Raw genomic sequence first — 22,245 nt, forward strand, 5'->3', positions numbered from 1 at the left:
CGTCTTGCTCACCAATGCATTCAGTTTACATATCCAGACACCACCCGATCAGGAGGCAGCAGCTTTTCCAGATTTACTTTTGGGAGTAGCTGCTTTCTCCTTGTTTTTTTTCTGCTCAAATTCAAACCCGATTTTACCGCCAGGCACTACTACCAGATAAGCCGAAAATGGACGACTTTTTTTTGAAATAAACTTATTCAGCAAATCTGTTCTTCCAGCCTGCAATAACTTAACCACTTGCTCCGGTTCTATCGGGCGACTCAATATAATTTTACCGGTTTTAAAGCTGCAAGCAGGCTCCACACCTACCGCCTTTTCACAAACATAAAACATTTTATGCTCATAGACTGCATGTCCACACTGGGGACAGGCGCCCAAAGACAACTGTCCAGAAAAATCAATCTCTTCTTGCGCCTGATCTGCTTCATTACCAAAATCGAATTTCATCTCGTCATCATCATTCAGCCTGACCATGGCATTGAATAGACGACCCATCTTGCTGCGAAAACCAGATAAAGGACCAACCGCCCTCGTCGCGATCAAAGCTTCCATTTCTTCTACCTCAAATTGCCGCCCTGCCAGGATTTTCCATAACGCAAAATCACATTGCTGACATTGAAACTTTTTGTAGTTTTCCTGCATCTTTCCACCACAGCGCGGACAAGGCGTGCTGAGCGCAGCAAAATCACCATTAATGGTTTTACCACGATGGCTTTTAGCTTGCTCGACGATATGTCGAGTCATGGCAGCAATCTTGGCCATGAACTCCTCGCGCTTGAGCTGCCCTTGTTCGATTTGACGTAACTGAGATTCCCAGTCACCCGTCAGTTCCGGTGATGTCAATTCGGGTATTTTTAATCCGCGCAGCAAAGTAATCAATGAAAACGCCTTGGCAGTTGGCTGAAGTTCTCGCCCTAGTCGCTGCACGTAATTTTCAAAAATTAAACCCTCAATAATCGCCGCGCGTGTTGCTGGCGTACCCAATCCCTTGTTACTCATCGCCGCACGCAACTCCTCATCCTCAACCAATTTACCTGCACCTTCCATTGCTGACAACAGGGTAGATTCATTAAATCGCGCAGGTGGTCGAGTTCGATTAGCCAATACCTCAACTTTTTCAGCAATCACAGGCTTATCCAGCGCCACCGCCATCAACACGGGAGCAACCTTATCTTCCTGATCAAGTTGACTGCTACTATCCTGTTTACCATAGACAGCTTGCCATCCAGCATGAATCAGCACTTTACCTTCGGTCTTGAATAGCTCATCCCGCACACAGGTAATCCGCGTGGTAATCAGGAATTCTGCCGCCGGATAAAAAATTGCCAGGAAGCGTTTCACAACCAGATCATAAAGTTTCGATTCAGCTTCGTTGAGTTTTTTTGCTGCAAACGTGGTAGGAATAATGGCGAAATGGTCAGATACTTTGGCGTTATTGAAAATCCGCTTGTTGGGCTTAACCCAGTCCGCCGTCAAAATATGCTGCGCAAACTGGCCATACTCCGATGACACCAACGTTTGCAGCGTTTCTTTGACAGTCTGTTGATAATCTTCGGGTAATGCACGCGAATCTGTTCGCGGATAAGTCAGAACCTTATGCTTCTCGTAGAGCGCCTGAGCGAGTCCAAGCGTTGCTTTAGCGGAAAACCCGAAACGGCTGTTTGCTTCTCTCTGCAAACTGGTTAGATCATAAAGCAGCGGGCAGTTCTCCTTGGTCGGTTTGCTCTCTTCCGAGACCAGACCAGACTGCCCCTGGCATTTGTCACGAATTTCCTCAGCCCTGACTAATTCCCAAACCCGGTCTGCCCTGCTATCAGCCTCATTTTTAGATTTGATAAAACTCTCATCAAACCATTTACCGGCATACGTCCCATTTTCAGTCGCAAAAGTCGCGTGAATCTCCCAGTAATCTCTGGCGATAAATTTCTTGATGGCCTCTTCGCGCTCGACCAGAATAGCCAGTGTAGGCGTTTGTACCCGCCCAACCGTAGTTTTATGAAACCCCCCTTCCTGAGAGTTAAACGCGGTCATCACGCGAGTACCATTGATACCAACCAACCAGTCAGACTCTGAACGGCTAACCGCAGCATCTGCCAGCGATAAAACTTCGCTGTCATCCAGTAAATGATCAAACGCATCACGAATGGCGGCAGGGGTCATCGATTGCAGCCACAATCGTTTAATAGATTTCCTGCTGTTGGCATGCTGGACGATATAGCGAAAAATGAGCTCACCTTCTCGACCCGCATCACAGGCATTGATCAACGTATCCACATCCTTGCGTTTAATCAGCTTGCTTAACAGCTTCAGACGGGCAGCTGTTTTCTCAATCGGCGCCACATCAAAATGTGGTGGAATAACAGGCAAATTATCAAAGCTCCACTTGCCTCGCTTGACTTCGTATTCCTCGGGAACAATCAATTCAAGCAAATGCCCGACAGCAGAAGACAAAACGAACTCATCACTCTCGTAATAGTCGTTTTCCTTAGTAAAATTGCCGAGCGCTCGTGCAATATCATTTGCGACAGACGGCTTCTCAGCGATAATCAGTTTTTTGCTCATAGATTGCTTTCAGGTTACTCGAAGACGCTTCATACCACAAAAAACTGCTATGCGAAAGACATATCAATGCCGTGAATGAGAATCACTGACTACAAAAAGTTTCTCCGCTATAGAGTGCTCTGATAACCGGTTCTGCATCCACAGATCAAACAGAACGACCAGTTTTATTTTTTCCAGACTGGCATGGTCGCCATCCATCTCGATGACGCGCTCGATCAGCAGCTCACGTTGCAGCGGATTAATGATGCCCGTCTGCTCAAGAAACAGAATAAACCCACGCCCCTCGATATCGATAATCTCCATTTCTTCTGCTGAAAAATGGCGAAGTGATCGACTTTCGATCAGACTGGCCGGGTAGCGATCAGCATCATTTTCGGAGAGTCCGGAAAGCCAGTCGAGCGCAAGCGTTATCTCATCGTCTTCAAATCCAGCCATTGTCAATTTATGAGTTAATGTGGCCGGATCGGGACAACGACCGGCTTCAAAATAATTTTCAAACAGATACAAAAGAATATCGAACATAACGTACTTTATGACTTTTATTGACTGCAGGACACTTCTGCGACCAGTAAACAAGCCATCTGATGGATGCCTGCCGCCGCAATTGTTAACTCGCACATGATAGCATCAACTGATGCGCTGATAGCGCCCCCCGGGCAAACTCCCTATTTTCCCCTCCAATTCCAGAGTCAACAGCATAGTTGACACCGCCTCCGCCGTGAAGCCACTGCGTTCGCACAATGTGTCAATATCTGCAGCATCGTGCCCCAGGTAAACCAGCAATGCGGCATCACCCTGCTTATGCTCGATTACATTTTCCTGCTGCAGACTAACTTGTCCCGCATCAGAATGCTGCCCGGAGAAACAGTTGAGTTCATCCAGAATATCCTGAATATTTTCAACCAATTTGGCACCTTGCTTGATCAGTGCATGACAGCCTTTTGACAACGGCGAGTGAATCGAACCAGGAATAGCCATGACTTCACGCCCCTGTTCCAGCGCCAGCCTGGCGGTAATAAGCGATCCGCTGTGCAGCGTAGCTTCAATGACCAGACAAGCCTGACTCAGGCCGCTGATAAGACGGTTGCGTCGCGGAAAATTACTTCCAATCGCAGGAGTGCCTAAGGGAAATTCTGAGATCAGCGCACCCACTTTTGCCAATTGATGCGCCAGCACGTGATTTCTGGCCGGATACACGATATCCAGGCCCGTCCCAACCACAGCCATACTGGAACCCGCTCCCCGCAAGCCACCTTCATGTACAGCCGCATCAATTCCCTGCGCCAGACCACTCACAACGCAAAATCCGGCATGGCTCGCAGCCTCTGCAAATGCTCTGGCATTAGTCAATCCTTGCGGAGTAGCATGACGACTACCCACCATGGCAAGCGCCGGCAGCGCAAGCAGATGGCGTTGTCCCTTGAAATAGAGAATAGGGGGAGGATCGGGAATATTGAGGAGCGCAACAGGGTAGTCAGGATCAACCAGCGTAATTAGACTGTTAGCCGGATCGGACAGCCAGTCAATCGTTCTGACAAAATTTCCCTCATCCACCTCACGCTGAAAAATACGGGAAGCAACCGGTTTTTTGACCACGCGCTCAAGCGAATGAATGTTTGTGGCAAAAATCTCGTCGGGACTACCAAAAGCGGTAAGTAATTTTCGGATTGCACCACCACTCAATCCTTTAATCAAACCAAGACGAAGCCAGGATTCGATATCCCGATCAATCGACATAAAAAGCAACTATCCTCACAGTGAGCAGCTTGTTACTCAACTTAACGAATCACAAGTCCAAAAAGACGTGAGTATAGAAGTTTCAGCCTTGCCTGTCAGGGTGTTTTAACAGCATCAAGCACCTTAATTGCCTGACGGCTTTGCACCACTAATGCATAAGCAACCCGGTCAAACACCCGAAAAACGAAAACCAGACCGATGCGCTCATCTGGCGCATCGACCCACTTACTTTCATGAGAACGAATCTGCTGCTTGCGATATACAGCAAGCACATGCCCAGGCTCAATGGCGTCCAGACGGCCTTTATTCAGAGTAACAATTGCATTTTCTCCAATCTCATTAACTCCGTCATAAACGGAAATAATGCGTCCGGATATACCGAAATCGGGTGCATGTGGAAAATAATCACCGATGGTAGAGGTAACAGCCGGAACCAGACGATCCCCTTTTAGAATTTCTCGTGCTGAATGGGTCACCATGCCCGAGCTGGTCTCTGCGAAATCCATTATTTCAATATCTCCCAGATAGTTTGCCTCATATCCGAGAATACGATCCACCACATCAGGATCAAGCAGCGCCTTCCCACCACGAAATACCTGCCATTTTTGCCCTTGGTCGATTGGCATATTCAGCACATACACCTTGTCACCCGTACTGAGAATCACACGCTCATCGCTGGCACCAAGAATCACCGGTGCTCGATCCAGGGCATGACGTTCCACCACCAACGGTTTGCTCAGAAATGGCTCTATCCGGTCAGCAGGAATGCTTGGTATCGCTCGCAAAGTAAGTGATTCCGATCGCACCCGGGGAGACAGTCTGATCGTACCGTTTTCCTCAGAAATTCGCAGACGCACACCTTGCGCAGTTTTTTCCATCACAATAATGTCGCCAGGATAAATCCGGTGCGGATTGGCAATGTCATGACGGTTTGCCTGCCAGATATCCGGCCAACGCCACGGGTCCCGCAGATAACGTGCCGCAACTCCCCACAGCGTATCCCCTCTCGTCACAACATAGCGCATTGGCGCATTGTCCTGTAACTTGATTTCACTGGCACTGACAAGCGGGAGGGAAACCAGTCTAGCGAATAAAATCGCAGTTATAATGGTCAATATACGCATAGAAGCTCTCAATTTTATAGATACACATCGAAACAATACTGCCAAGTTTGATTGGGCTAAAAAGGCAACGCCATGCAAGCTCACCATCAATTCCAGGCAGAAATCAAAAGTTGATTGATCATCCATAGTAAAGCATCTGTTTTGTTTCAAATTCCTGAATTATGCATATTCACCATGGCAATTCTACAAATACTCCACTATCCCGATGAACGACTGCACCGAATCGCGCGCGCCGTTCCGCAAATCACTGCAGAAATTACCGAACTGGCCAGGGATATGGCTGAAACCATGTACGCTGCCGTTGGCATTGGGTTGGCTGCCACCCAGGTAAATGTTCACCAACGCGTGGTCGTCATTGATATTTCCGAGGCTCATAACGATCTACTGGTCTTGATCAATCCGGAAATTACCGCCAGCAGCGGTATATCCTCATTCCAGGAGGGTTGCCTATCCGTACCAGGCATTTTTGACACAGTTTCGCGTGCCGAACAAATTACGGTCCAGGCAACCGGGCTCGATGGCAAAGCTTTTACGTTGGAAGCAACTGGCCTGCTGGCGGTCTGCATCCAGCACGAAATGGATCATTTACTGGGCAAGGTTTTTGTCGAATACCTATCTCCATTCAAACAATCGCGTATTCTGCGTAAGCTGAAAAAACAGGCTCGCAAACAAATTGCCTGATTTTGGTATGTTGCCGGATAGAATCTTCTCTATTCCCAATCTCACTTGCCGCAATCCATGAAAATTCTCTTTGCTGGTACACCCATATTTGCTGCATCAGCTCTGGATGCAATACTAGCAGCTGGTTTCTCTGTTGATTTGGTACTCACCCAGCCGGATCGCGCTGCGGGGCGCGGCTTAAAAATGCAAGCAAGCCCGGTCAAACAGCTGGCGCAACAATACCATCTGCCGCTATTACAACCGTCATCTCTTAAGTCGGCCGCCCTGGAGGCGCAATTGCGCGCAGTCGCTCCGGATGTCATGATTGTAGCGGCCTACGGCCTGATTCTGCCTGAAGCCCTGTTAACCATCCCGCGATATGGATGCATCAATATCCACGCATCTCTTTTACCACGCTGGCGTGGCGCTGCTCCGATCCAGCGCGCAATCCTTGCGGGAGATCAGGAAACGGGTATTACCATCATGCAGATGGATAGCGGGCTAGACACCGGTGCCATTTTGTCGCGGCATACCGCAGCGATTACACCAAACGAGACCGCCGCAAGTCTGCATGACAAATTAGCTATCCTGGGTGGAGCCAGCATCGTGACAACCCTGCAGGATTTGATTGACGGAAAGCTCGAATTGACACCGCAAACCGAAACAGGCGCCAGTTATGCTTCCAAAGTCAATAAATTAGAAGCAGCAATCGACTGGACGCTGGATGCCTTATGTATCGAGCGTAAAATTCGGGCATTTAACCCCTACCCCGGCGCATTAACTGGCTTGACCGGTAATCCGGTCAAACTATGGCAGGCCAGCGTGATTGATTCGGGCAGATCTTCAGGCAAACCCGGCGAAATAATCAATGCGTCAAACGACGGCATCGTAGTAGCATGCGGACACAACGCACTGCGGATTGAAGTTTTACAGCCCGCCGGAGGAAAAAAACTGACGGCTGCCCAGTTTATGGCAGGTCACTCCATCTCAAACAGCGACCGCTTCGCCAGTGGCGACAACCAGACTTAATGACTGCGGTGACTATCCATACCCAGCAGCAAATATGATCAAAACACAACTATTGGCGGCTCAGGCTGTGAGTGAAGTCATGACTGGCGCCAATCTGACCGACGTGCTACGAATGACCTGGCAGAGCAACGCCATGTTGACCGGACAGCAGCGAGGCGCGATTCAGGATCTGGCCTATGGGGTACTGCGTCATTATGCGCAACTTGTCGCCATATTAGACACACTGCTGAATAAACCACTACAGGATGACCGCCTGCACTACCTGTTACTCGTCAGCCTGTATCAGCTGGGTTACAGCAAAGCGGCCAGTCATGCAATCGTCAACCATGCCGTTTCTGCTTCCCGCCAGCTTGCTGACCATACAAAAATAGCCGGTCTGATCAATGCCATACTGCGCAACTTTATCCGTCAACGGGATGTGCTAATGGAACAGACCACACAAAATGAGGCCACCCGGTTCTCTTATCCGCAATGGTGGATCGACACAGTACGGCGACAATATCCTCAGCAATACCAGAGCATTCTGCTGGCAGGTAACCAGCATCCACCGATGACAGTGCGAATCAATCAGCGTCAGATAACCCTGCACGACTATCAAGCCATGCTTGATGCACAGGGAATAGATGCCAGGATACTATGGGATCACGCGCTGATAATTGCCAAACCGGTTTCGGTGGAAAAACTGCCGGGATTCGCCAATGGCCTGATCAGCGTGCAGGATGCCGGCGCGCAATTAGCAGCACCATTACTGGCGGCCAGTAATGGCATGCGCGTCCTCGATGCCTGCGCCGCGCCAGGTGGTAAAAGTACACATTTGCTGGAATTAGAGAATATTGAATTAACTATTCTTGATAACAGCATCCATCGCCTGCAGAAGGTCAGGGAAAATCTGACACGCCTGAAGCTGTCGGCTCATCAGATCATTGACGGAGATGCCCGATATCCCGCTCAGTGGTGGGATGGACGGTTGTTCGACCGGATCATGGTGGATGCTCCCTGTTCGGCGTCCGGCGTGGTACGTCGCCACCCGGATATCAAATGGCGCAGAAAACCGGAAGACATCTCCCATTACGCACAAACCCAACTTACCATTCTCGAAGGAATGTGGCCTTTACTGAAACATGGCGCGAGACTGCTCTACATTACCTGTTCGATTTTTCAGGAAGAAAATATTTTGCTCGTTAAAAAATTTTTATTGCATCACCCGGAAGCAAAACTGCTGCCTGCGACTCACCCACAATTCAACAGTCGGCAGTTATTGCCTGACAACCATCATGATGGTTTCTTTTATGCCACTTTACAAAAACATTAAACCGACTGTTCTGACTGAAAAATCATTCAAACAATTGGCAATGCTGTGTTTGCTGACTCTGATCACGTTGCCACTATTCGCCAGCCCTGGCGGCAGTATCCACATAAAATCATTTGATTTCAGAAAGTCTACCGAGAGTTTCCGCATGGATGTACTGGCAGATATTTCCCTGAATCAGACGCTGGAAGATGCCCTAAAAAAAGGAGTTGAACTGGTTTTTATGGTAAATGCATCCATTATGAAACCACGCTGGTACTGGATGGATGAAGAGGTTGCCCGTTGCAGGGCGCGCTTCAGACTGAGTTATCACGCACTGACCCGTCAATATCGATTACTGCAGAATGAGCAATTGCACAGCTTCGCTTCGCTGGATGTCGCGTTAAAAACACTGGGGCACCAGACTGATCTGCCCTTTAAGGAATACACACCGCTACTGGCAAACCATGAGTATTATCTGGCTTTGCAGATCTCTCTGGACGTCTCGCGCCTGCCCAAACCTTTCCAGATGGAATGGTTTGATTCAGCAGACTGGAATCTTGTTTCTGAAAAAATTATTCGCCCAATCATACCCGAGTCTGATCATCCTATTACCCATTAGCACAAACTCATGAAATTTGTCATTGCACTGGTCACAGGATTAAGCATTATCATGCTGTATCTGCTGGCGACTGCAGGTGCTAACACGGAATTTTTTGAGCGCCGCTACCGCTGGTTGATTATTTTTATAGTTGGTTTTTTAATCTTCCTAATTGGGGTAGTAGCATTTCTGCTCTGGCGACTGCGGCGCCGTATCAAAATGGGGATTTTTGGCTCCAGACTGGCAGTACGACTATTAATCGTTTTTTCGCTGATGGCAATTCTGCCTGGCGCCCTGATTTACAGTGTTTCGGTACAGTTTCTGGAAAAAAGTATTGAATCCTGGTTTAACGTTAAAGTTGATCGAGCGCTGGAAGGCGGACTTACACTCGGACAGACTGTGCTGGATAATCTTTTGGAAGAACTTCAGAAAAGAGCCCAGGCTGCGGCGCTTTCGCTATCAGAATCTACCAGCTCTCCACTCACGACACTGAATCGGCTCCTGATCCAGTCACAGATCCAGGAGGCAACGTTATTCAACCAGGATGGCAAAATCGTTGCCTTTACCAGCATGGATGATGACGTACTATTTCCCGAGATGCCCAATGCAGAAGCGATGCGTAATATCCGCATGCAAAAAAATTATCGTGCAGTGGAATCTCTTGACGGTAACGTACTTTATCTACGTGTTCTGGTACCCGTCAATGTTCTCAGTTCAGACGAAGATATTCGGGTATTGCAGGTATTACAGCGTATACCACAATCCCTGGCGGACAGTGCCGAACAGGTGCAAGCAGGTTTCAGTGATTATCAGGAACTGATACTGTCCCGCCAGGGATTAACCAGGCTATACAGCGTTACCCTTACCTTGGCACTATTCCTCGCGTTATTCTCAGCAGTTGCTGCTGCTTTTGTCATCAGTGAAAAATTAAGTGCGCCGCTTGGACAACTGGCGGATGGCACCCGTGCCGTCGCTCAGGGAGATTTCAGCAGACGCCACCAGGTTCAGAGTACAGACGAGTTTGGCGTATTGACCGAATCGTTCAATCTGATGACCGAGCAACTGGCCATTGCGCGTAATGTTGCGCAGCGTAATCAACAGGAAGTTGAGAATGCACGGGCTTATCTGGAAAACATTCTGGCAAATCTATCATCTGGAGTCATCGTTTTTGATGAGAACTTGCGTATGCGCGCTACCAATCAGAGCGCCGAGCAAATTCTTCAGATTCCACTTGCCAGATTTGAAGGACTAACAGTTGCGGAATGCGTTATTCAGCAACCCAGATTAAAACTCCTGGCCGAGGAAATTCAAATCGGATTTGCCTCGGAAAAAACAGGGGAATGGCAACGCCAGGTCATACATTCAACGGCCAATAAAGAACAAATACTGCTACTACGTGGTTCACGCCTGCCACAAACATCCTCCCGAGGTGGGATAGTGGTATTTGATGACATCACCAGTTTATTGCAAGTGCAGCGAACTGTTGCCTGGGGAGAGGTTGCGCGGCGTCTCGCGCATGAAATTAAAAATCCCCTGACCCCCATCCAGCTCTCGGCGGAGCGGTTGCAGCACAAACTAGTAAATAAGCTCGACGAAACCGACGCCAGAATTCTAAAACGCGCCACCACTACTATTGTCGATCAGGTTGAGGCGCTCAAAAAAATGGTCAATGAATTCAGAGATTACGCCCGAGCTCCTGAACTTGAGTTCTATCAGATAGACCTCAACCGGTTGATCAGAGAAGTTCTTGCGCTCTATCAAACGACTACCCACCCAGAAAATAGTGCCATTTATCCACAAATCGACATGCAGCTTGCGGCGGATATTCCGCCCATCAAAGGTGATCCAGCCAGGCTACGCCAGGTGCTGCACAATCTTTTACAGAATTCACAGGATGCTCTAAGTACAATTCATGACCCCATGATAAGGGTGCAGACAGAATCCAGCAAAAGCAACATTCTGTTGAGTATTACGGATAATGGCATTGGACTCTCTGAATCTGTTGAGGCCAACATCTTTGAACCCTATATCACTACCAAACCCAAAGGAACGGGGCTCGGTCTACCTATTGTCAAGAAAATCATCGATGAGCACGGTGGTACTATTCTCGTCAAAAATATTCAACCTCACGGTGCACAGGTATTCATTACCTTACCCGCCCTGGTTATTGAAAATTCGCAACACCCCGATATCCCGGTCTAGCGGCCATGCCAGCCTTGCACAGAAATTTACCTTATACAATGATAAAATCTGTGTCAGATTTCCTTTTTAGATTCGATACATGTCGGTTAAATTACAAGACCTGATTATTAATGGCTAACAATACCATTCTCGTAGTGGATGATGAGTTGGGCATCCGCGAATTGTTATCCGAGATTCTCGGTGATGAAGGCTATACCGTCATGCTTGCTGAAAATGCCGAAGAGGCCAAGGTATGCCGCAATCAATTGCGTCCCGATCTGGTACTGCTGGATATATGGATGCCTGATACCGATGGCATTACGCTGCTCAAAGAATGGGCAAATACCGGGGCACTCACCATGCCCGTCGTCATCATGTCAGGCCATGGCACAATCGAAACCGCCGTCGAGGCAACCCGGATTGGCGCGGTTGGCTATCTGGAAAAGCCGATTCCACTACAAAAATTACTCAGTACCGTAGGGCAGGTATTACGCGGCGCGCAGCACCCTTCATTCTCAACGTTTTCCCTGACTAATCTTGGTCGCAGCAATCTAATCATGGAACTCAGAAGAAAGCTGGAGCAAGTGCAAAATCTCAAAGTGCCCGTTCTGCTGACCGGGGAGCCAGGAGTCGGATTTGAATATTGCGCACGCTTCCTGCACAGAATCAATACCGCCTGGGTAGAACCAGAATCTTCCGCGTTGCTGGCTGAACGCCCATTGGAACCACTGGAAAAAGCACGGGGAGGACTGATTTTTCTAGGTGAAATAGGCGATCTGACCAAACTCGAACAAAAAGGGCTGTTACTGATCCTGGGAAAACTGGAACACTATAATGCTCGCCTGGTATGTGCCACTGCACGCGCACTGGCCGAACTCACCGCCCAAGGGCTGTTCCATCCCAAGCTATTTGAAATATTAAGCAGTCTGACGATTTCTATTCCTCCGCTGAAACTACATCGGGAAGATATACCTGAAATTGCCAATCAATTGCTCTCCACACTGATCGAATCTGGCGAAGTACCCGTGTTGCAATTTAATACGGCTGCACTGAATGCTTTGCGCAATTATGATTGGCCAGGTAACCTCGCACAATTAACCAGCATCGTACATTCCCTGGCGGTCACCTGTACACATAATGAAATTTCTGCAGAAGCAGTTCAGCAGGCATTGGCCTTTTCTCCCCAGGAAACCGGCGTTGCCTCAGACATCCCTTTGAATATCACATTACGAGAAGCACGTGATATTTTTGAAAAAACCTATTTTGAGAAACTGATTGAACAGGAAGGTGGAAACATGACGCGCGTAGCCGAGCGCGCTGGACTTGAAAGGACGCATCTTTACCGAAAGATCAAATCACTTGGGATTAAAACCAGAAACCAACTCTAGCAGCACCCCCCCCTTTCTCAGCGATTGGCGACAAAATTTCCGCACTCTGCACACAAACCAGCGGTGACGCTTTTGCTCACTGACAATGACTACTTCACTCTGGCAAAATTTTGGGTTTACCCGATTATATTTTGGTGTTGTTCGTGGGGATTATATTGCCAGGACTATTTGAAACAGGAATCATCCATTGGCTGAAAAAACACCGTTCTAAGTCAAAAGCACAGGTCAGGCGAATCGGTCAGCGTAACCCTGGTTAATTTTGCGCTGAGTTAGTTGTATACAAGATTCCTCCTTCCTTGATATTCATTTTACCGTACCGCCTGTTAATATCTTCAGACTCATTTCATATTGAAAGAGACTGCTTCTGGAAAGGCTCCAACTTCTCGCGTATAATCGAGCCAAGCGGCGCGAAATCGGTTTTTATATATTTCAAACCGCATTTTTTATGTCTGCGTAATAGCGTCTTGTAAATACTGGAGAGCTTTGTGTCCGATCATCCGCGTGCTGTACTCGTTTTGGCTGATGGTACTGTTTTTTACGGATACGCAATTGGTGCTATGGGCATCACTACGGGTGAAGTCGCTTTTAATACGGCCATGACCGGCTATCAGGAGATTATTACCGACCCGTCGTATTGTCGACAAATCGTCACATTGACTTACCCCCATATTGGCAACACCGGCACCAATAGCGAAGATGTGGAGTCTATCTCTACCCATGCGGTACATGCTGCAGGATTGGCGATTCGTGATCTGCCCCTGATGCATAGCAGCTGGCGCAGCAAGCAGTCCCTGCCGGATTTTCTGAGACAGCATCACGTTGTCGCCATTGCTGGCATCGATACACGAAAGCTCACCCGGATCCTCAGAGAAAAAGGTGCACTGGCTGGTTGCATTATGGCCGGACAGGTTGATGCCGACGAGGCATTGCGAGAGGCTCGCGCCTTTCCAGGACTGGAAGGAATGGACCTGGCGCGCGTCGTGACCTGCGATCACATTCGGGAATTCGATGAGGGAGAATGGACAATTGAAAGCGGGTATCGTTTATCGAATTCCGGACGTTGGCGAGTGGCGGTTCTTGATTTTGGCGTCAAACGAGCTATTTTGCGCAAACTAGTGCAACGGGGATGTCAGGTCAGAGTTTATCCGGCGCAAACAGCTATTCATGAAATTCTGGCAGACCGGCCGGATGGCGTCTTATTATCCAATGGACCCGGGGATCCCAAGGCATGCGATTACGCAATTGCGGCAACCCGTACCCTGCTGACCAGAAAAATTCCGTTATTTGGTATCTGTCTTGGACACCAGATCGTGGCGCTCGCCGTGGGTGCGCAGACGGTTAAAATGAAATTCGGGCATCATGGTGCGAATCATCCGGTGCAGGATATTGATAGTGGCCGCGTTATGATTACCAGCCAGAATCATGGATTTGCGGTTGCAGCCGAAACCTTGCCTGAGAATGCGCGCATTACTCATCGATCGCTCTTTGATGGCAGCTTGCAGGGATTCGAATTATCCGGTCAACCTGTGTTCTGTTTTCAGGGTCACCCAGAAGCCAGCCCCGGTCCGCATGATGTAGATTATCTGTTTGATCGTTTCGTCAATAGTATCGCCCAACATGCACACGAAGAGTCCGTCATTTGAACCTTGCGAATTGCTCAACACTAAATGCCTAAACGTACTGATCTACATTCCATTCTCGTCATAGGCGCCGGCCCGATTGTTATCGGACAGGCGTGTGAGTTTGATTATTCGGGCGTTCAGGCCTGCCGCGCTTTGCGTGAGGAAGGTTATCGAGTTGTTCTGGTCAATTCCAATCCGGCTACCATCATGACTGATCCGGAAATGGCTGATGCTACTTACATAGAGCCCATTACCTGGCCGGTTGTCGAGAAAATTATCGAAATTGAGCGTCCGAGTGCACTGCTTCCTACCATGGGAGGGCAAACCGCGCTCAACTGCGCGCTGGATCTAGTAAAACATGGTGTGCTGCAACGCTATGGCGTTGAGCTGATTGGCGCATCTCGAGAAGCTATTGATATGGCAGAAGATCGCGACAAGTTCAAGCAGGCCATGACTCGTATTGGTCTTAAATCTGCGCGCTCGGCGGTGGCGCACAGTATGGAGGAAGCCTTGCAGGTACAGGCGGCAATTGGTTACCCTGTCATTATCCGCCCCTCTTTCACGCTGGCAGGTAGCGGCGGTGGCATTGCGTACAATCGTGAGGAATTTATCCAAATATGTGAGGGTGGTCTGGAAGCTTCGCCCACTCGTGAGCTGCTGATCGAGGAATCCGTTATTGGCTGGAAAGAATTCGAAATGGAGGTCGTTCGTGACAGGCAGGATAATTGCATCATTGTCTGCTCGATCGAGAATCTTGATCCAATGGGTGTCCATACAGGAGACTCTATTACGGTTGCACCCTCGCAAACACTGACGGACAAGGAATATCAGCGCATGCGTGATGCTTCCATCGCCGTACTTCGGGAAATTGGAGTAGAAACTGGCGGCGCCAATGTACAGTTTGCGCTTAATCCAGAAAATGGCCAAATGCTGGTCATTGAAATGAATCCCCGTGTTTCACGCTCCTCCGCGCTCGCTTCCAAGGCCACCGGTTTTCCGATTGCAAAAATTGCTGCCAAGCTCGCGATTGGCTACACACTCAATGAACTCGGCAACGATATTACTGGCGGAGAAACACCCGCCTCATTCGAGCCGGCTATTGATTACGTAGTTACCAAGATTCCACGTTTTGCTTTTGAGAAATTTCCGCAAGCTAATGATCGTCTGACGACACAGATGAAATCGGTTGGCGAGGTGATGGCAATTGGCCGTACATTCCAGGAATCGTTACAAAAAGCGTTGCGTGGGCTGGAAACTGGCGTGGATGGGCTCGATGAAAAAACAACCGATCTTGAAGTTATTGAGGCTGAACTGAGTTATCCCGGCCCGGATCGCTTGTGGTACGTCGCCGATGCCTTTCGCTGTGGATTGAAGTTTGCTGAAATTCATTCGCTGACGAAAATCGATCCCTGGTTTCTGGCGCAAATCGAAGATCTGATCAGGCAAGAACAGTCTCTTTCCAGCAAAACACTGGATTCGCTCGATTATCAGTCATTACGCCGATTGAAGCGTAACGGCTTTTCTGACCGGCGTCTTGCGCACTTGCTTGGATGCAACCAGGATACGGTCAGAGCCAGACGGCATTCACTCAACCTCCGTCCAGTTTATAAGCGGGTGGATACCTGTGCCGCAGAATTTGCCACCCAAACCGCCTACATGTATTCCACCTATGAAGAAGAGTGCGAAGCCAGGCCAAGTGATCGTAAAAAAATCATGGTGTTGGGTGGCGGCCCAAACCGCATCGGACAAGGAATCGAATTTGACTATTGTTGTGTTCATGCGGCGCTGGCGATGCGCGAGGACCAGTATGAAACGATCATGGTCAATTGCAATCCCGAAACAGTGTCAACTGACTACGATATCTCTGATCGTCTTTATTTCGAACCGCTGACGCTGGAAGATGTACTGGAAATCATCGCGCTGGAAAAACCGGTGGGAGTCATCGTGCAATATGGCGGGCAGACACCATTGAAACTGGCGCGCGAACTGGCTGCCAATGGCGCGCCCATAATTGGCACCAGCCCGGATATGATCGATTGCGCTGAGGATCGTGAACGCTTCCAGATCATGCTGCAACGGTTAGGGCTCAGACAGCCGCCCAATCTGACAGCACGCAGTCCGGAAGAAGCGCTGGCTGCGGCAGATAAAATTGGTTATCCATTAGTGGTCAGACCTAGCTATGTGCTGGGTGGCCGTGCCATGGAAATCGTGCATGAGGCTCGAGACCTGCAACGCTATATGACCGAAGCAGTAAAGGTTTCCAATGATTCCCCGGTATTACTCGATCATTTTCTCAACCATGCTACCGAAGTTGATGTCGATGCTATCTGCGATGGTGAAACAGTACTGATCGGCGGTATCATGGAACATATCGAACAGGCCGGTGTACATTCGGGAGACTCGGCGTGCTCGTTACCGCCATATAGTCTCTCTGCAGAGATACAGGATGAGTTGCGTCGGCAGACGACTGCTATGGCCCATGAACTCGATGTCAAGGGACTGATGAATATTCAGTTTGCCATTCAGGATGGCCTGGTTTATGTGCTGGAAGTCAATCCACGAGCATCACGAACGGTTCCCTTTGTGTCTAAGGCAACCGGTCTGCAACTGGCCAAGATTGCTGCACGCTGCATGACTGGCAGAAAGCTGATTGACCAGGGAGTTGCCAGAGAAGTGATTCCTACGCATTTTTCAGTTAAAGAAGCCGTGTTTCCGTTTGTGAAGTTTTCTGGTGTGGATACCATTCTGGGACCGGAGATGAAATCAACGGGTGAAGTTATGGGAGTAGGAAAAACCTTTGCGGAGGCTTTTATTAAATCTCAACTGGCGGCGGGTGTGCAGTTACCTACTTCTGGCAAGGTGCTATTGAGTGTGCGGGACAATGATAAAGCTGAGGCGATTCTTCTTGCCAAGCAGTTTCTCGCTTTGAACCTTTCATTGTTCGCCACGCGTGGTACCGCCCAGGCCATCATGGAAGCCGGTCTACCCGTCATCATCGTCAACAAGGTGACGGAAAGCAGGCCACATGTCGTTGACAGAATCAAAAATGGGGAATTCAGTTTGATCATCAATACCGTAATGAATAAGCGCAGTGCAATACGGGATTCCTATTCGATCCGACGTGCAGCATTACAGGCTAAGACCACCTACTATACAACGCTTGCTGGTGCACGTGCCGCCTGCATGGGTATGGTTGGCCGTCAGGAATTGCAGGTTTATTGTTTGCAAAAACTTGTGTTCTAGGCAAAAATAGGAATCGTCAAACACCAGCCGATAATTTTACCCAGTTTATTTCCTGCTTTACTAAACCGCCGGTCTAACAAAAATTGAAGCTGTCTGTTGCCATCCAGATGTGTGGCTATGTAGCAGCAATATGCCATGGCTACACTATTCCTCAATCACTCGCAGATAATAATATCAGCGGGTTTTATAAACATTTGCTATAAAAAAGAACATTGAAAACATGAATACCATACCAATTACCCATACTGGTGCCGAGAAGCTACGCGCAGAATTACACGAACTGAAAACGGTTCAACGTCCTGCCGTTATTGCTGCCATCGCGGAAGCAAGGGCTCAGGGGGATCTTTCCGAAAATGCTGAGTATGACGCTGCCAAGGAAAAACAGAGCTTTGTTGAAGGACGAATTGTCGAATTAGAAAGCAAGCTTTCCAACGCCCAGATTATCGATCCGGCGACGTTGAATGCAGATGGGGCATGTGTCTTTGGTGCCACAATTGATCTTGATGATCTGGAAAACAATATTAAAGTGACTTATCAGATTGTCGGGGATGATGAAGCGGAGATCAAAGCGGGTAAAATTTCAATCAGCTCACCGCTTGCGCGTGCCCTGATTGGGAAATACCCTGGGGATATTGCTGAAGTCAACGCGCCTGGTGGTGTGCATGAATACGAAATTATTGACGTCAGGTATGTGTAAGCTGACTATCCATTTATTTGTTTTTTCGTTTGCGAACTGAGGTGACGGGTGATTGTGTTGCAAAAACCCGTTTTTTGCGGTTAATCGGTTTATGTTTTACCGTAACGGGTGGTTTGTTATCTTGAATTTCAGGCTTGCGACGGTAGACCACCAGGATTTTGCCAATATTATTTATTGATGCACAGCCCAGGGCTTGGCATATCTGCTCCAGCAGCACCCCTCTCTTGGCACGATCATCTTCAGTCGCTTTAATTTTAATAAGCTCATGCTTGATAAGCGCATGATCGATCTCGCTCATAACCGCTTCCGTCAAGCCTCCTTTACCAATTATTACGACCGGGTTCAGATGATGTGCGTTGGCGATAAGCAGCCGCCGTTGTGCCGTATCTAATACTTCAAGCATAAGATCGTTTCCTGATAAATAGTGAATTTTACCTGATGAAACCGGCTAAAACCAGCAAAGCATGGATGGCTGCACATGTTAATGACAGCTTTGTCCAACGGGCGCGTCAAGCAGGTTACCGTTCACGTGCGGCTTATAAATTACTGGAAATTGATGCGCGGGACAGGTTGTTTGAGCCTGACATGACCGTTATTGATCTGGGTTCAGCCCCTGGCAGCTGGTCGCAGGTGGCATCGAATGCGGTTGGACGGAAGGGGGGGGTGATTGCGCTCGATATCTTGCCCATGCAGCCAATCCCTGGGGTCACCTTTATCCGAGGGGACTTTCGCGAGAATAATGTACTCACTGAACTTGAGCAAATATTAGCGGGAAGAAAAGTGGATCTCGTTATTTCGGATATGTCTCCAAATCTTACTGGCATCCGTGTCAGTGATCAGGCGCAGAGCATCTATTTAGCGGAACTGGCACTAGAGTTTTGCGCGGCACATTTGAACCCTGGCAAAAGCTTTCTTGTCAAAGTTTTTCACGGAAGCAGTTATGAGTCATTTCGTCAATTGATGCAAGCCAGTTTTGATAAAGTTGTTACTGTTAAACCGAAGGCTTCACGAGATCGCAGCAGGGAAATTTATTTGCTGGGGAGGGGAAAAGTAATCTGTTAGACTGCAAAAAGTGCGATAAATGGTTATAGTTGTCAACTTGACTTGGTTTCTATTTACATACTTGAAAGTAACGGGACGCATAAGGGTAGAAAGCGGTATTGCTTTATTTGTTTGTTTAAATGTCTGGATAGTAAATATTTGCAAATAAATTACCAGCACTTCTGCTACAACTGGTTTTGTCGAGAAATATATTGAGGAGCTAATATGAATAACTTAATTAAAAATATGGCCATATGGCTGGTAATTGCATTGGTATTGATGACAGTATTCAACCAGTTCACGACCCGCCAGACATCACAACCCCCCCTGGAGTATTCGCAATTCATAAATGAGATGAAACAAGGAAGGATCGCCAAAGTCATTATTGACGGCCGAACACTCAAGGGAGCTAAAACTGATGGACGGCAGTTTATTACATTCTCTCCATCTGATCCATGGCTGGTGAGTGATCTTTTACAGGCCGGCGTGATCGTGGAAGCCAAACCAGAAGAAGAAACTTCCATGCTGATGAGTGTGCTGGTTTCATGGTTCCCGATGTTATTGTTGATTGCCGTATGGATTTTCTTTATGCGGCAGATGCAAGGTGGTGGCAAAGGTGGCGGTGCTTTTTCATTCGGAAAAAGTAAAGCCAGGATGCTGGATCATAAAAGTAACAACGTGACTTTTGCTGACGTCGCTGGTTGTGAAGAAGCCAAGGAAGAAGTTGCCGAACTGGTTGACTTTCTTCGTGACCCCACACGATTTCAAAAACTTGGTGGACATATCCCTAGAGGCGTTTTGATGTGTGGCAGCCCCGGAACCGGTAAAACCCTGCTGGCCCGTGCAATTGCAGGGGAAGCAAAAGTGCCGTTTTTTAGTATATCCGGTTCAGATTTTGTGGAGATGTTCGTAGGTGTTGGTGCTTCCCGGGTGAGAGATATGTTTGAGCAGGCCAAAAAACATGCACCTTGCATCATCTTCATAGATGAAATTGACGCGGTTGGTCGTCAACGTGGCGCGGGATTGGGCGGCGGTAATGATGAGCGCGAACAGACTCTCAATCAATTACTGGTTGAAATGGATGGTTTTGAAGGTGCAATGGGGGTCATTGTCATTGCAGCCACCAACCGCCCTGATGTGCTTGATCCGGCGTTACTCCGTCCAGGTCGATTTGACCGGCAAGTCACCGTTCCTTTACCGGACATTCGCGGTCGCGAGCAAATTCTGCAAGTTCATATGCGTAAGGTACCTATCTCACCCGATGTTAAAGCCAATATTCTGGCTAGAGGAACGCCTGGTATGTCTGGTGCGGATCTTGCGAATCTAGTTAATGAAGCCGCACTATTTGCTGCTCGCTCCAATAAACGCCTGGTTGATATGGAAGACTTTGAGCGCGCAAAAGATAAAATTTTTATGGGTGCCGAGCGTCGCTCGGTAGTTATGCCGGAAAATGAGCGCCGTAACACTGCGTATCACGAATCTGGCCATGCGGTAGTTGCTTATCTGCTGCCCAAAACAGATCCGGTTCACAAAGTTTCCATCATTCCGCGCGGTCGCGCATTAGGCGTTACCATGCAGTTGCCCACGGAAGATCGCTTCAGTATGGATCGTGAGCAGTTGTTACAAACTCTGGCGGTGATGTTTGGTGGCAGAATCGCAGAAGAAGTATTCATGCACCAAATGACCACTGGCGCCTCCAATGATTTTGAACGTGCAACTGACACTGCCAGAAAAATGGTAACCCAGTGGGGAATGTCTGATAATCTGGGGCCAATGGTCTACGGCGAGAATGAAGGTGAGGTGTTCTTGGGGCGTTCGGTTACCTCACACAAAAATGTGAGCGAAGCAACCATGCAGAAGGTCGATGCGGAGATCCGTCGGATTATCGATGAGCAATATGCGCTTGCGCGTAAATTGATTGAAGATAACAAAGATAAAATTGAGGCAATGACGCAGGCGCTGCTTGAATGGGAGACTATTAACAGCGATCAGATCAAGGATATTATGGATGGCCGCACTCCTCGCCCACCGCAAGCGCCACAATCCTCGACCGATGATAAAAGTAAACCCGTTAAATCTGAAGAAGAGAAACAACCTGATGCTGAACCCGCAGTAGTTGAAAAATCCTCGCAAGAAGCGGAAGCTTAATCATAACAACCACCAAATTTGAACGGCCTGAGCGTATTGATTACGCTCAGGCCGTTCTGTTATGTTCCAATGAATAATCGACTACAAAGGCTTCTTGCCGAAAAACACCAGCTGATAATGGGTATTGTCAACGTTACGCCAGATTCTTTTTCTGATGGAGGTTGCTATGCCACGATTTCACAGGCAAAAACACATATCAGTCAGCTGATAGCAGAAGGTGCTGACGTATTAGATATCGGCGGAGAATCCACTCGTCCTGGAAGTAAGCCGGTTTCAGTGAATGAAGAGCTGGATCGGGTCATGCCGGTTATCGAATATGCGATTAATCAGAATGCCTTGGTTTCAGTTGATACCACCAAGCCGGAAGTGATGCAGGCCAGCATTCAGGCTGGCATTAGTCTGGTTAATGATATCAATGCCCTGCAAACCCCCGGGGCACTGGAAGTAGTTGCTGCCAGCGAAGTCATGGTGTGTTTGATGCACAAGCAGGGACAACCGGATACCATGCAGGATGCCCCCGAGTACAGCGATGTCATAAATGAAGTCGGGGCATTTCTCAGGCAACGAGCAGCCGCTGCAGCTTTAGCTGGAATCACCGCAACCCGAATCATCATTGACCCCGGATTTGGTTTCGGCAAAACGCTGAAACATAACTTGATACTATTACGTCAGCTTGATCAGTTTTTATCAATGAATTTTCCGGTTTTAGTAGGCATTTCAAGAAAATCAATGCTGGGAGCGATTACGGGAAATGCTGTCGATAATCGGAAATATGCCAGCATCGCAGCAGCTTTGATTGCAGCAGATAAAGGCGCTAGAATATTACGAGTGCATGATGTTAAAGCGACTCGAGATGCGCTTGCCGTGTTGGAGGCGGTGAACTCGGTGGGCGCGATGTGACGAGCAATATTGGCAGCCGATCAG

At 48.4% G+C, this 22,245-nt stretch carries 17 protein-coding genes; 12 read left to right on the forward strand and 5 right to left on the reverse strand.

Translation table 11 applies throughout. From position 1 onward, the window contains the following. Window positions 1-48: 48 nt before the first annotated feature. The 4 genes from IPG31_08615 to IPG31_08630 form a co-directional block, all read right to left on the reverse strand. On the reverse strand, window positions 49-2,562 hold the full coding sequence (locus IPG31_08615) for a DNA topoisomerase III (protein ID MBK6618407.1): 2,514 nt from the start codon (window positions 2,560-2,562) through the stop codon (window positions 49-51). Between the two features lie 63 nt (window positions 2,563-2,625). Beyond that, window positions 2,626-3,084, reverse strand: a complete 459-nt coding sequence (locus tag IPG31_08620; GenBank protein MBK6618408.1) for a DUF494 domain-containing protein — start codon at window positions 3,082-3,084, stop codon at window positions 2,626-2,628. Window positions 3,085-3,189: 105 nt separating this feature from the next. After that, window positions 3,190-4,299 carry a DNA-protecting protein DprA gene (gene dprA, locus IPG31_08625; GenBank protein ID MBK6618409.1) on the reverse strand — a complete coding sequence of 370 codons (1,110 nt, stop codon included), beginning with the start codon at window positions 4,297-4,299 and terminating at the stop codon, window positions 3,190-3,192. A gap of 95 nt (window positions 4,300-4,394) precedes the next feature. Then, window positions 4,395-5,423 carry a LysM peptidoglycan-binding domain-containing protein gene (locus IPG31_08630; protein MBK6618410.1) on the reverse strand — a complete coding sequence of 343 codons (1,029 nt, stop codon included), beginning with the start codon at window positions 5,421-5,423 and terminating at the stop codon, window positions 4,395-4,397. 174 nt (window positions 5,424-5,597) lie between these two features. Between IPG31_08630 and def the strand changes: the two genes are divergently transcribed. The 9 genes from def (at window position 5,598) to greA (ending at window position 18,132) form a co-directional block, all read left to right on the forward strand. Further along, entirely contained in the window at window positions 5,598-6,104 is a 507-nt protein-coding gene (gene def, locus IPG31_08635) for a peptide deformylase (protein MBK6618411.1), read from the forward strand. A gap of 57 nt (window positions 6,105-6,161) precedes the next feature. Further along, a complete protein-coding gene (locus tag IPG31_08640) occupies window positions 6,162-7,112 on the forward strand; it encodes a methionyl-tRNA formyltransferase (protein ID MBK6618412.1) in 951 nt (316 codons plus the stop codon). Between the two features lie 34 nt (window positions 7,113-7,146). Further along, window positions 7,147-8,424, forward strand: a complete 1,278-nt coding sequence (rsmB, locus tag IPG31_08645) for a 16S rRNA (cytosine(967)-C(5))-methyltransferase RsmB (GenBank protein ID MBK6618413.1) — start codon at window positions 7,147-7,149, stop codon at window positions 8,422-8,424. 40 nt (window positions 8,425-8,464) lie between these two features. After that, window positions 8,465-9,022 (forward strand): DUF4390 domain-containing protein, encoded by a 558-nt coding sequence (locus IPG31_08650; protein MBK6618414.1) that lies wholly within the window; start codon window positions 8,465-8,467, stop codon window positions 9,020-9,022. Between the two features lie 9 nt (window positions 9,023-9,031). Then, window positions 9,032-11,203, forward strand: coding sequence for a HAMP domain-containing protein (locus IPG31_08655; protein ID MBK6618415.1), 2,172 nt, complete (start codon window positions 9,032-9,034; stop codon window positions 11,201-11,203). 110 nt (window positions 11,204-11,313) lie between these two features. Continuing rightward, on the forward strand, window positions 11,314-12,570 hold the full coding sequence (locus tag IPG31_08660; protein MBK6618416.1) for a sigma-54-dependent Fis family transcriptional regulator: 1,257 nt from the start codon (window positions 11,314-11,316) through the stop codon (window positions 12,568-12,570). A 485-nt stretch (window positions 12,571-13,055) separates the two neighbouring features. After that, on the forward strand, window positions 13,056-14,213 hold the full coding sequence (gene carA, locus IPG31_08665) for a glutamine-hydrolyzing carbamoyl-phosphate synthase small subunit (protein MBK6618417.1): 1,158 nt from the start codon (window positions 13,056-13,058) through the stop codon (window positions 14,211-14,213). Between the two features lie 24 nt (window positions 14,214-14,237). Further along, complete coding sequence (gene carB, locus IPG31_08670) at window positions 14,238-17,435, forward strand: carbamoyl-phosphate synthase large subunit (GenBank protein ID MBK6618418.1); 3,198 nt, start codon at window positions 14,238-14,240, stop codon at window positions 17,433-17,435. Window positions 17,436-17,655: 220 nt separating this feature from the next. Then, window positions 17,656-18,132, forward strand: a complete 477-nt coding sequence (gene greA / locus IPG31_08675) for a transcription elongation factor GreA (protein MBK6618419.1) — start codon at window positions 17,656-17,658, stop codon at window positions 18,130-18,132. 13 nt (window positions 18,133-18,145) lie between these two features. Here the strand turns inward: greA and IPG31_08680 are convergent, their stop codons facing one another. Then, the gene (locus IPG31_08680) at window positions 18,146-18,535 is read right to left on the reverse strand and encodes a YhbY family RNA-binding protein (GenBank protein MBK6618420.1); all 390 of its coding nucleotides are present in this window, start codon (window positions 18,533-18,535) and stop codon (window positions 18,146-18,148) included. Window positions 18,536-18,570: 35 nt separating this feature from the next. Between IPG31_08680 and IPG31_08685 the strand changes: the two genes are divergently transcribed. From IPG31_08685 to folP, 3 genes are all read left to right on the forward strand, one after another. Next, complete coding sequence (locus IPG31_08685; GenBank protein ID MBK6618421.1) at window positions 18,571-19,194, forward strand: RlmE family RNA methyltransferase; 624 nt, start codon at window positions 18,571-18,573, stop codon at window positions 19,192-19,194. A gap of 204 nt (window positions 19,195-19,398) precedes the next feature. Continuing rightward, window positions 19,399-21,321 carry an ATP-dependent zinc metalloprotease FtsH gene (gene ftsH / locus IPG31_08690; GenBank protein ID MBK6618422.1) on the forward strand — a complete coding sequence of 641 codons (1,923 nt, stop codon included), beginning with the start codon at window positions 19,399-19,401 and terminating at the stop codon, window positions 21,319-21,321. Window positions 21,322-21,390: 69 nt separating this feature from the next. Then, window positions 21,391-22,221 (forward strand): dihydropteroate synthase, encoded by an 831-nt coding sequence (folP, locus tag IPG31_08695; GenBank protein ID MBK6618423.1) that lies wholly within the window; start codon window positions 21,391-21,393, stop codon window positions 22,219-22,221. The last annotated feature ends 24 nt before the right edge of the window (window positions 22,222-22,245 follow it).

Source organism: Nitrosomonas sp. (assembly GCA_016703745.1).
GTDB lineage: Bacteria > Pseudomonadota > Gammaproteobacteria > Burkholderiales > Nitrosomonadaceae > Nitrosomonas.

What these genes read in the sequence shown, in the direction of transcription:
- IPG31_08615 (MBK6618407.1), bottom strand. Translation starts at nt 2,562, where the DNA reads ATGAGCAAAAAACTGATTATCGCTGAGAAGCCGTCTGTCGCAAATGAT.
- IPG31_08620 (MBK6618408.1), bottom strand. Translation starts at nt 3,084, where the DNA reads ATGTTCGATATTCTTTTGTATCTGTTTGAAAATTATTTTGAAGCCGGT.
- dprA (MBK6618409.1), bottom strand. Translation starts at nt 4,299, where the DNA reads ATGTCGATTGATCGGGATATCGAATCCTGGCTTCGTCTTGGTTTGATT.
- IPG31_08630 (MBK6618410.1), bottom strand. Translation starts at nt 5,423, where the DNA reads ATGCGTATATTGACCATTATAACTGCGATTTTATTCGCTAGACTGGTT.
- def (MBK6618411.1), top strand. Translation starts at nt 5,598, where the DNA reads ATGGCAATTCTACAAATACTCCACTATCCCGATGAACGACTGCACCGA.
- IPG31_08640 (MBK6618412.1), top strand. Translation starts at nt 6,162, where the DNA reads ATGAAAATTCTCTTTGCTGGTACACCCATATTTGCTGCATCAGCTCTG.
- rsmB (MBK6618413.1), top strand. Translation starts at nt 7,147, where the DNA reads ATGATCAAAACACAACTATTGGCGGCTCAGGCTGTGAGTGAAGTCATG.
- IPG31_08650 (MBK6618414.1), top strand. Translation starts at nt 8,465, where the DNA reads ATGCTGTGTTTGCTGACTCTGATCACGTTGCCACTATTCGCCAGCCCT.
- IPG31_08655 (MBK6618415.1), top strand. Translation starts at nt 9,032, where the DNA reads ATGAAATTTGTCATTGCACTGGTCACAGGATTAAGCATTATCATGCTG.
- IPG31_08660 (MBK6618416.1), top strand. Translation starts at nt 11,314, where the DNA reads ATGGCTAACAATACCATTCTCGTAGTGGATGATGAGTTGGGCATCCGC.
- carB (MBK6618418.1), top strand. Translation starts at nt 14,238, where the DNA reads ATGCCTAAACGTACTGATCTACATTCCATTCTCGTCATAGGCGCCGGC.
- greA (MBK6618419.1), top strand. Translation starts at nt 17,656, where the DNA reads ATGAATACCATACCAATTACCCATACTGGTGCCGAGAAGCTACGCGCA.
- IPG31_08680 (MBK6618420.1), bottom strand. Translation starts at nt 18,535, where the DNA reads ATGCTTGAAGTATTAGATACGGCACAACGGCGGCTGCTTATCGCCAAC.
- IPG31_08685 (MBK6618421.1), top strand. Translation starts at nt 18,571, where the DNA reads ATGAAACCGGCTAAAACCAGCAAAGCATGGATGGCTGCACATGTTAAT.
- ftsH (MBK6618422.1), top strand. Translation starts at nt 19,399, where the DNA reads ATGAATAACTTAATTAAAAATATGGCCATATGGCTGGTAATTGCATTG.
- folP (MBK6618423.1), top strand. Translation starts at nt 21,391, where the DNA reads ATGAATAATCGACTACAAAGGCTTCTTGCCGAAAAACACCAGCTGATA.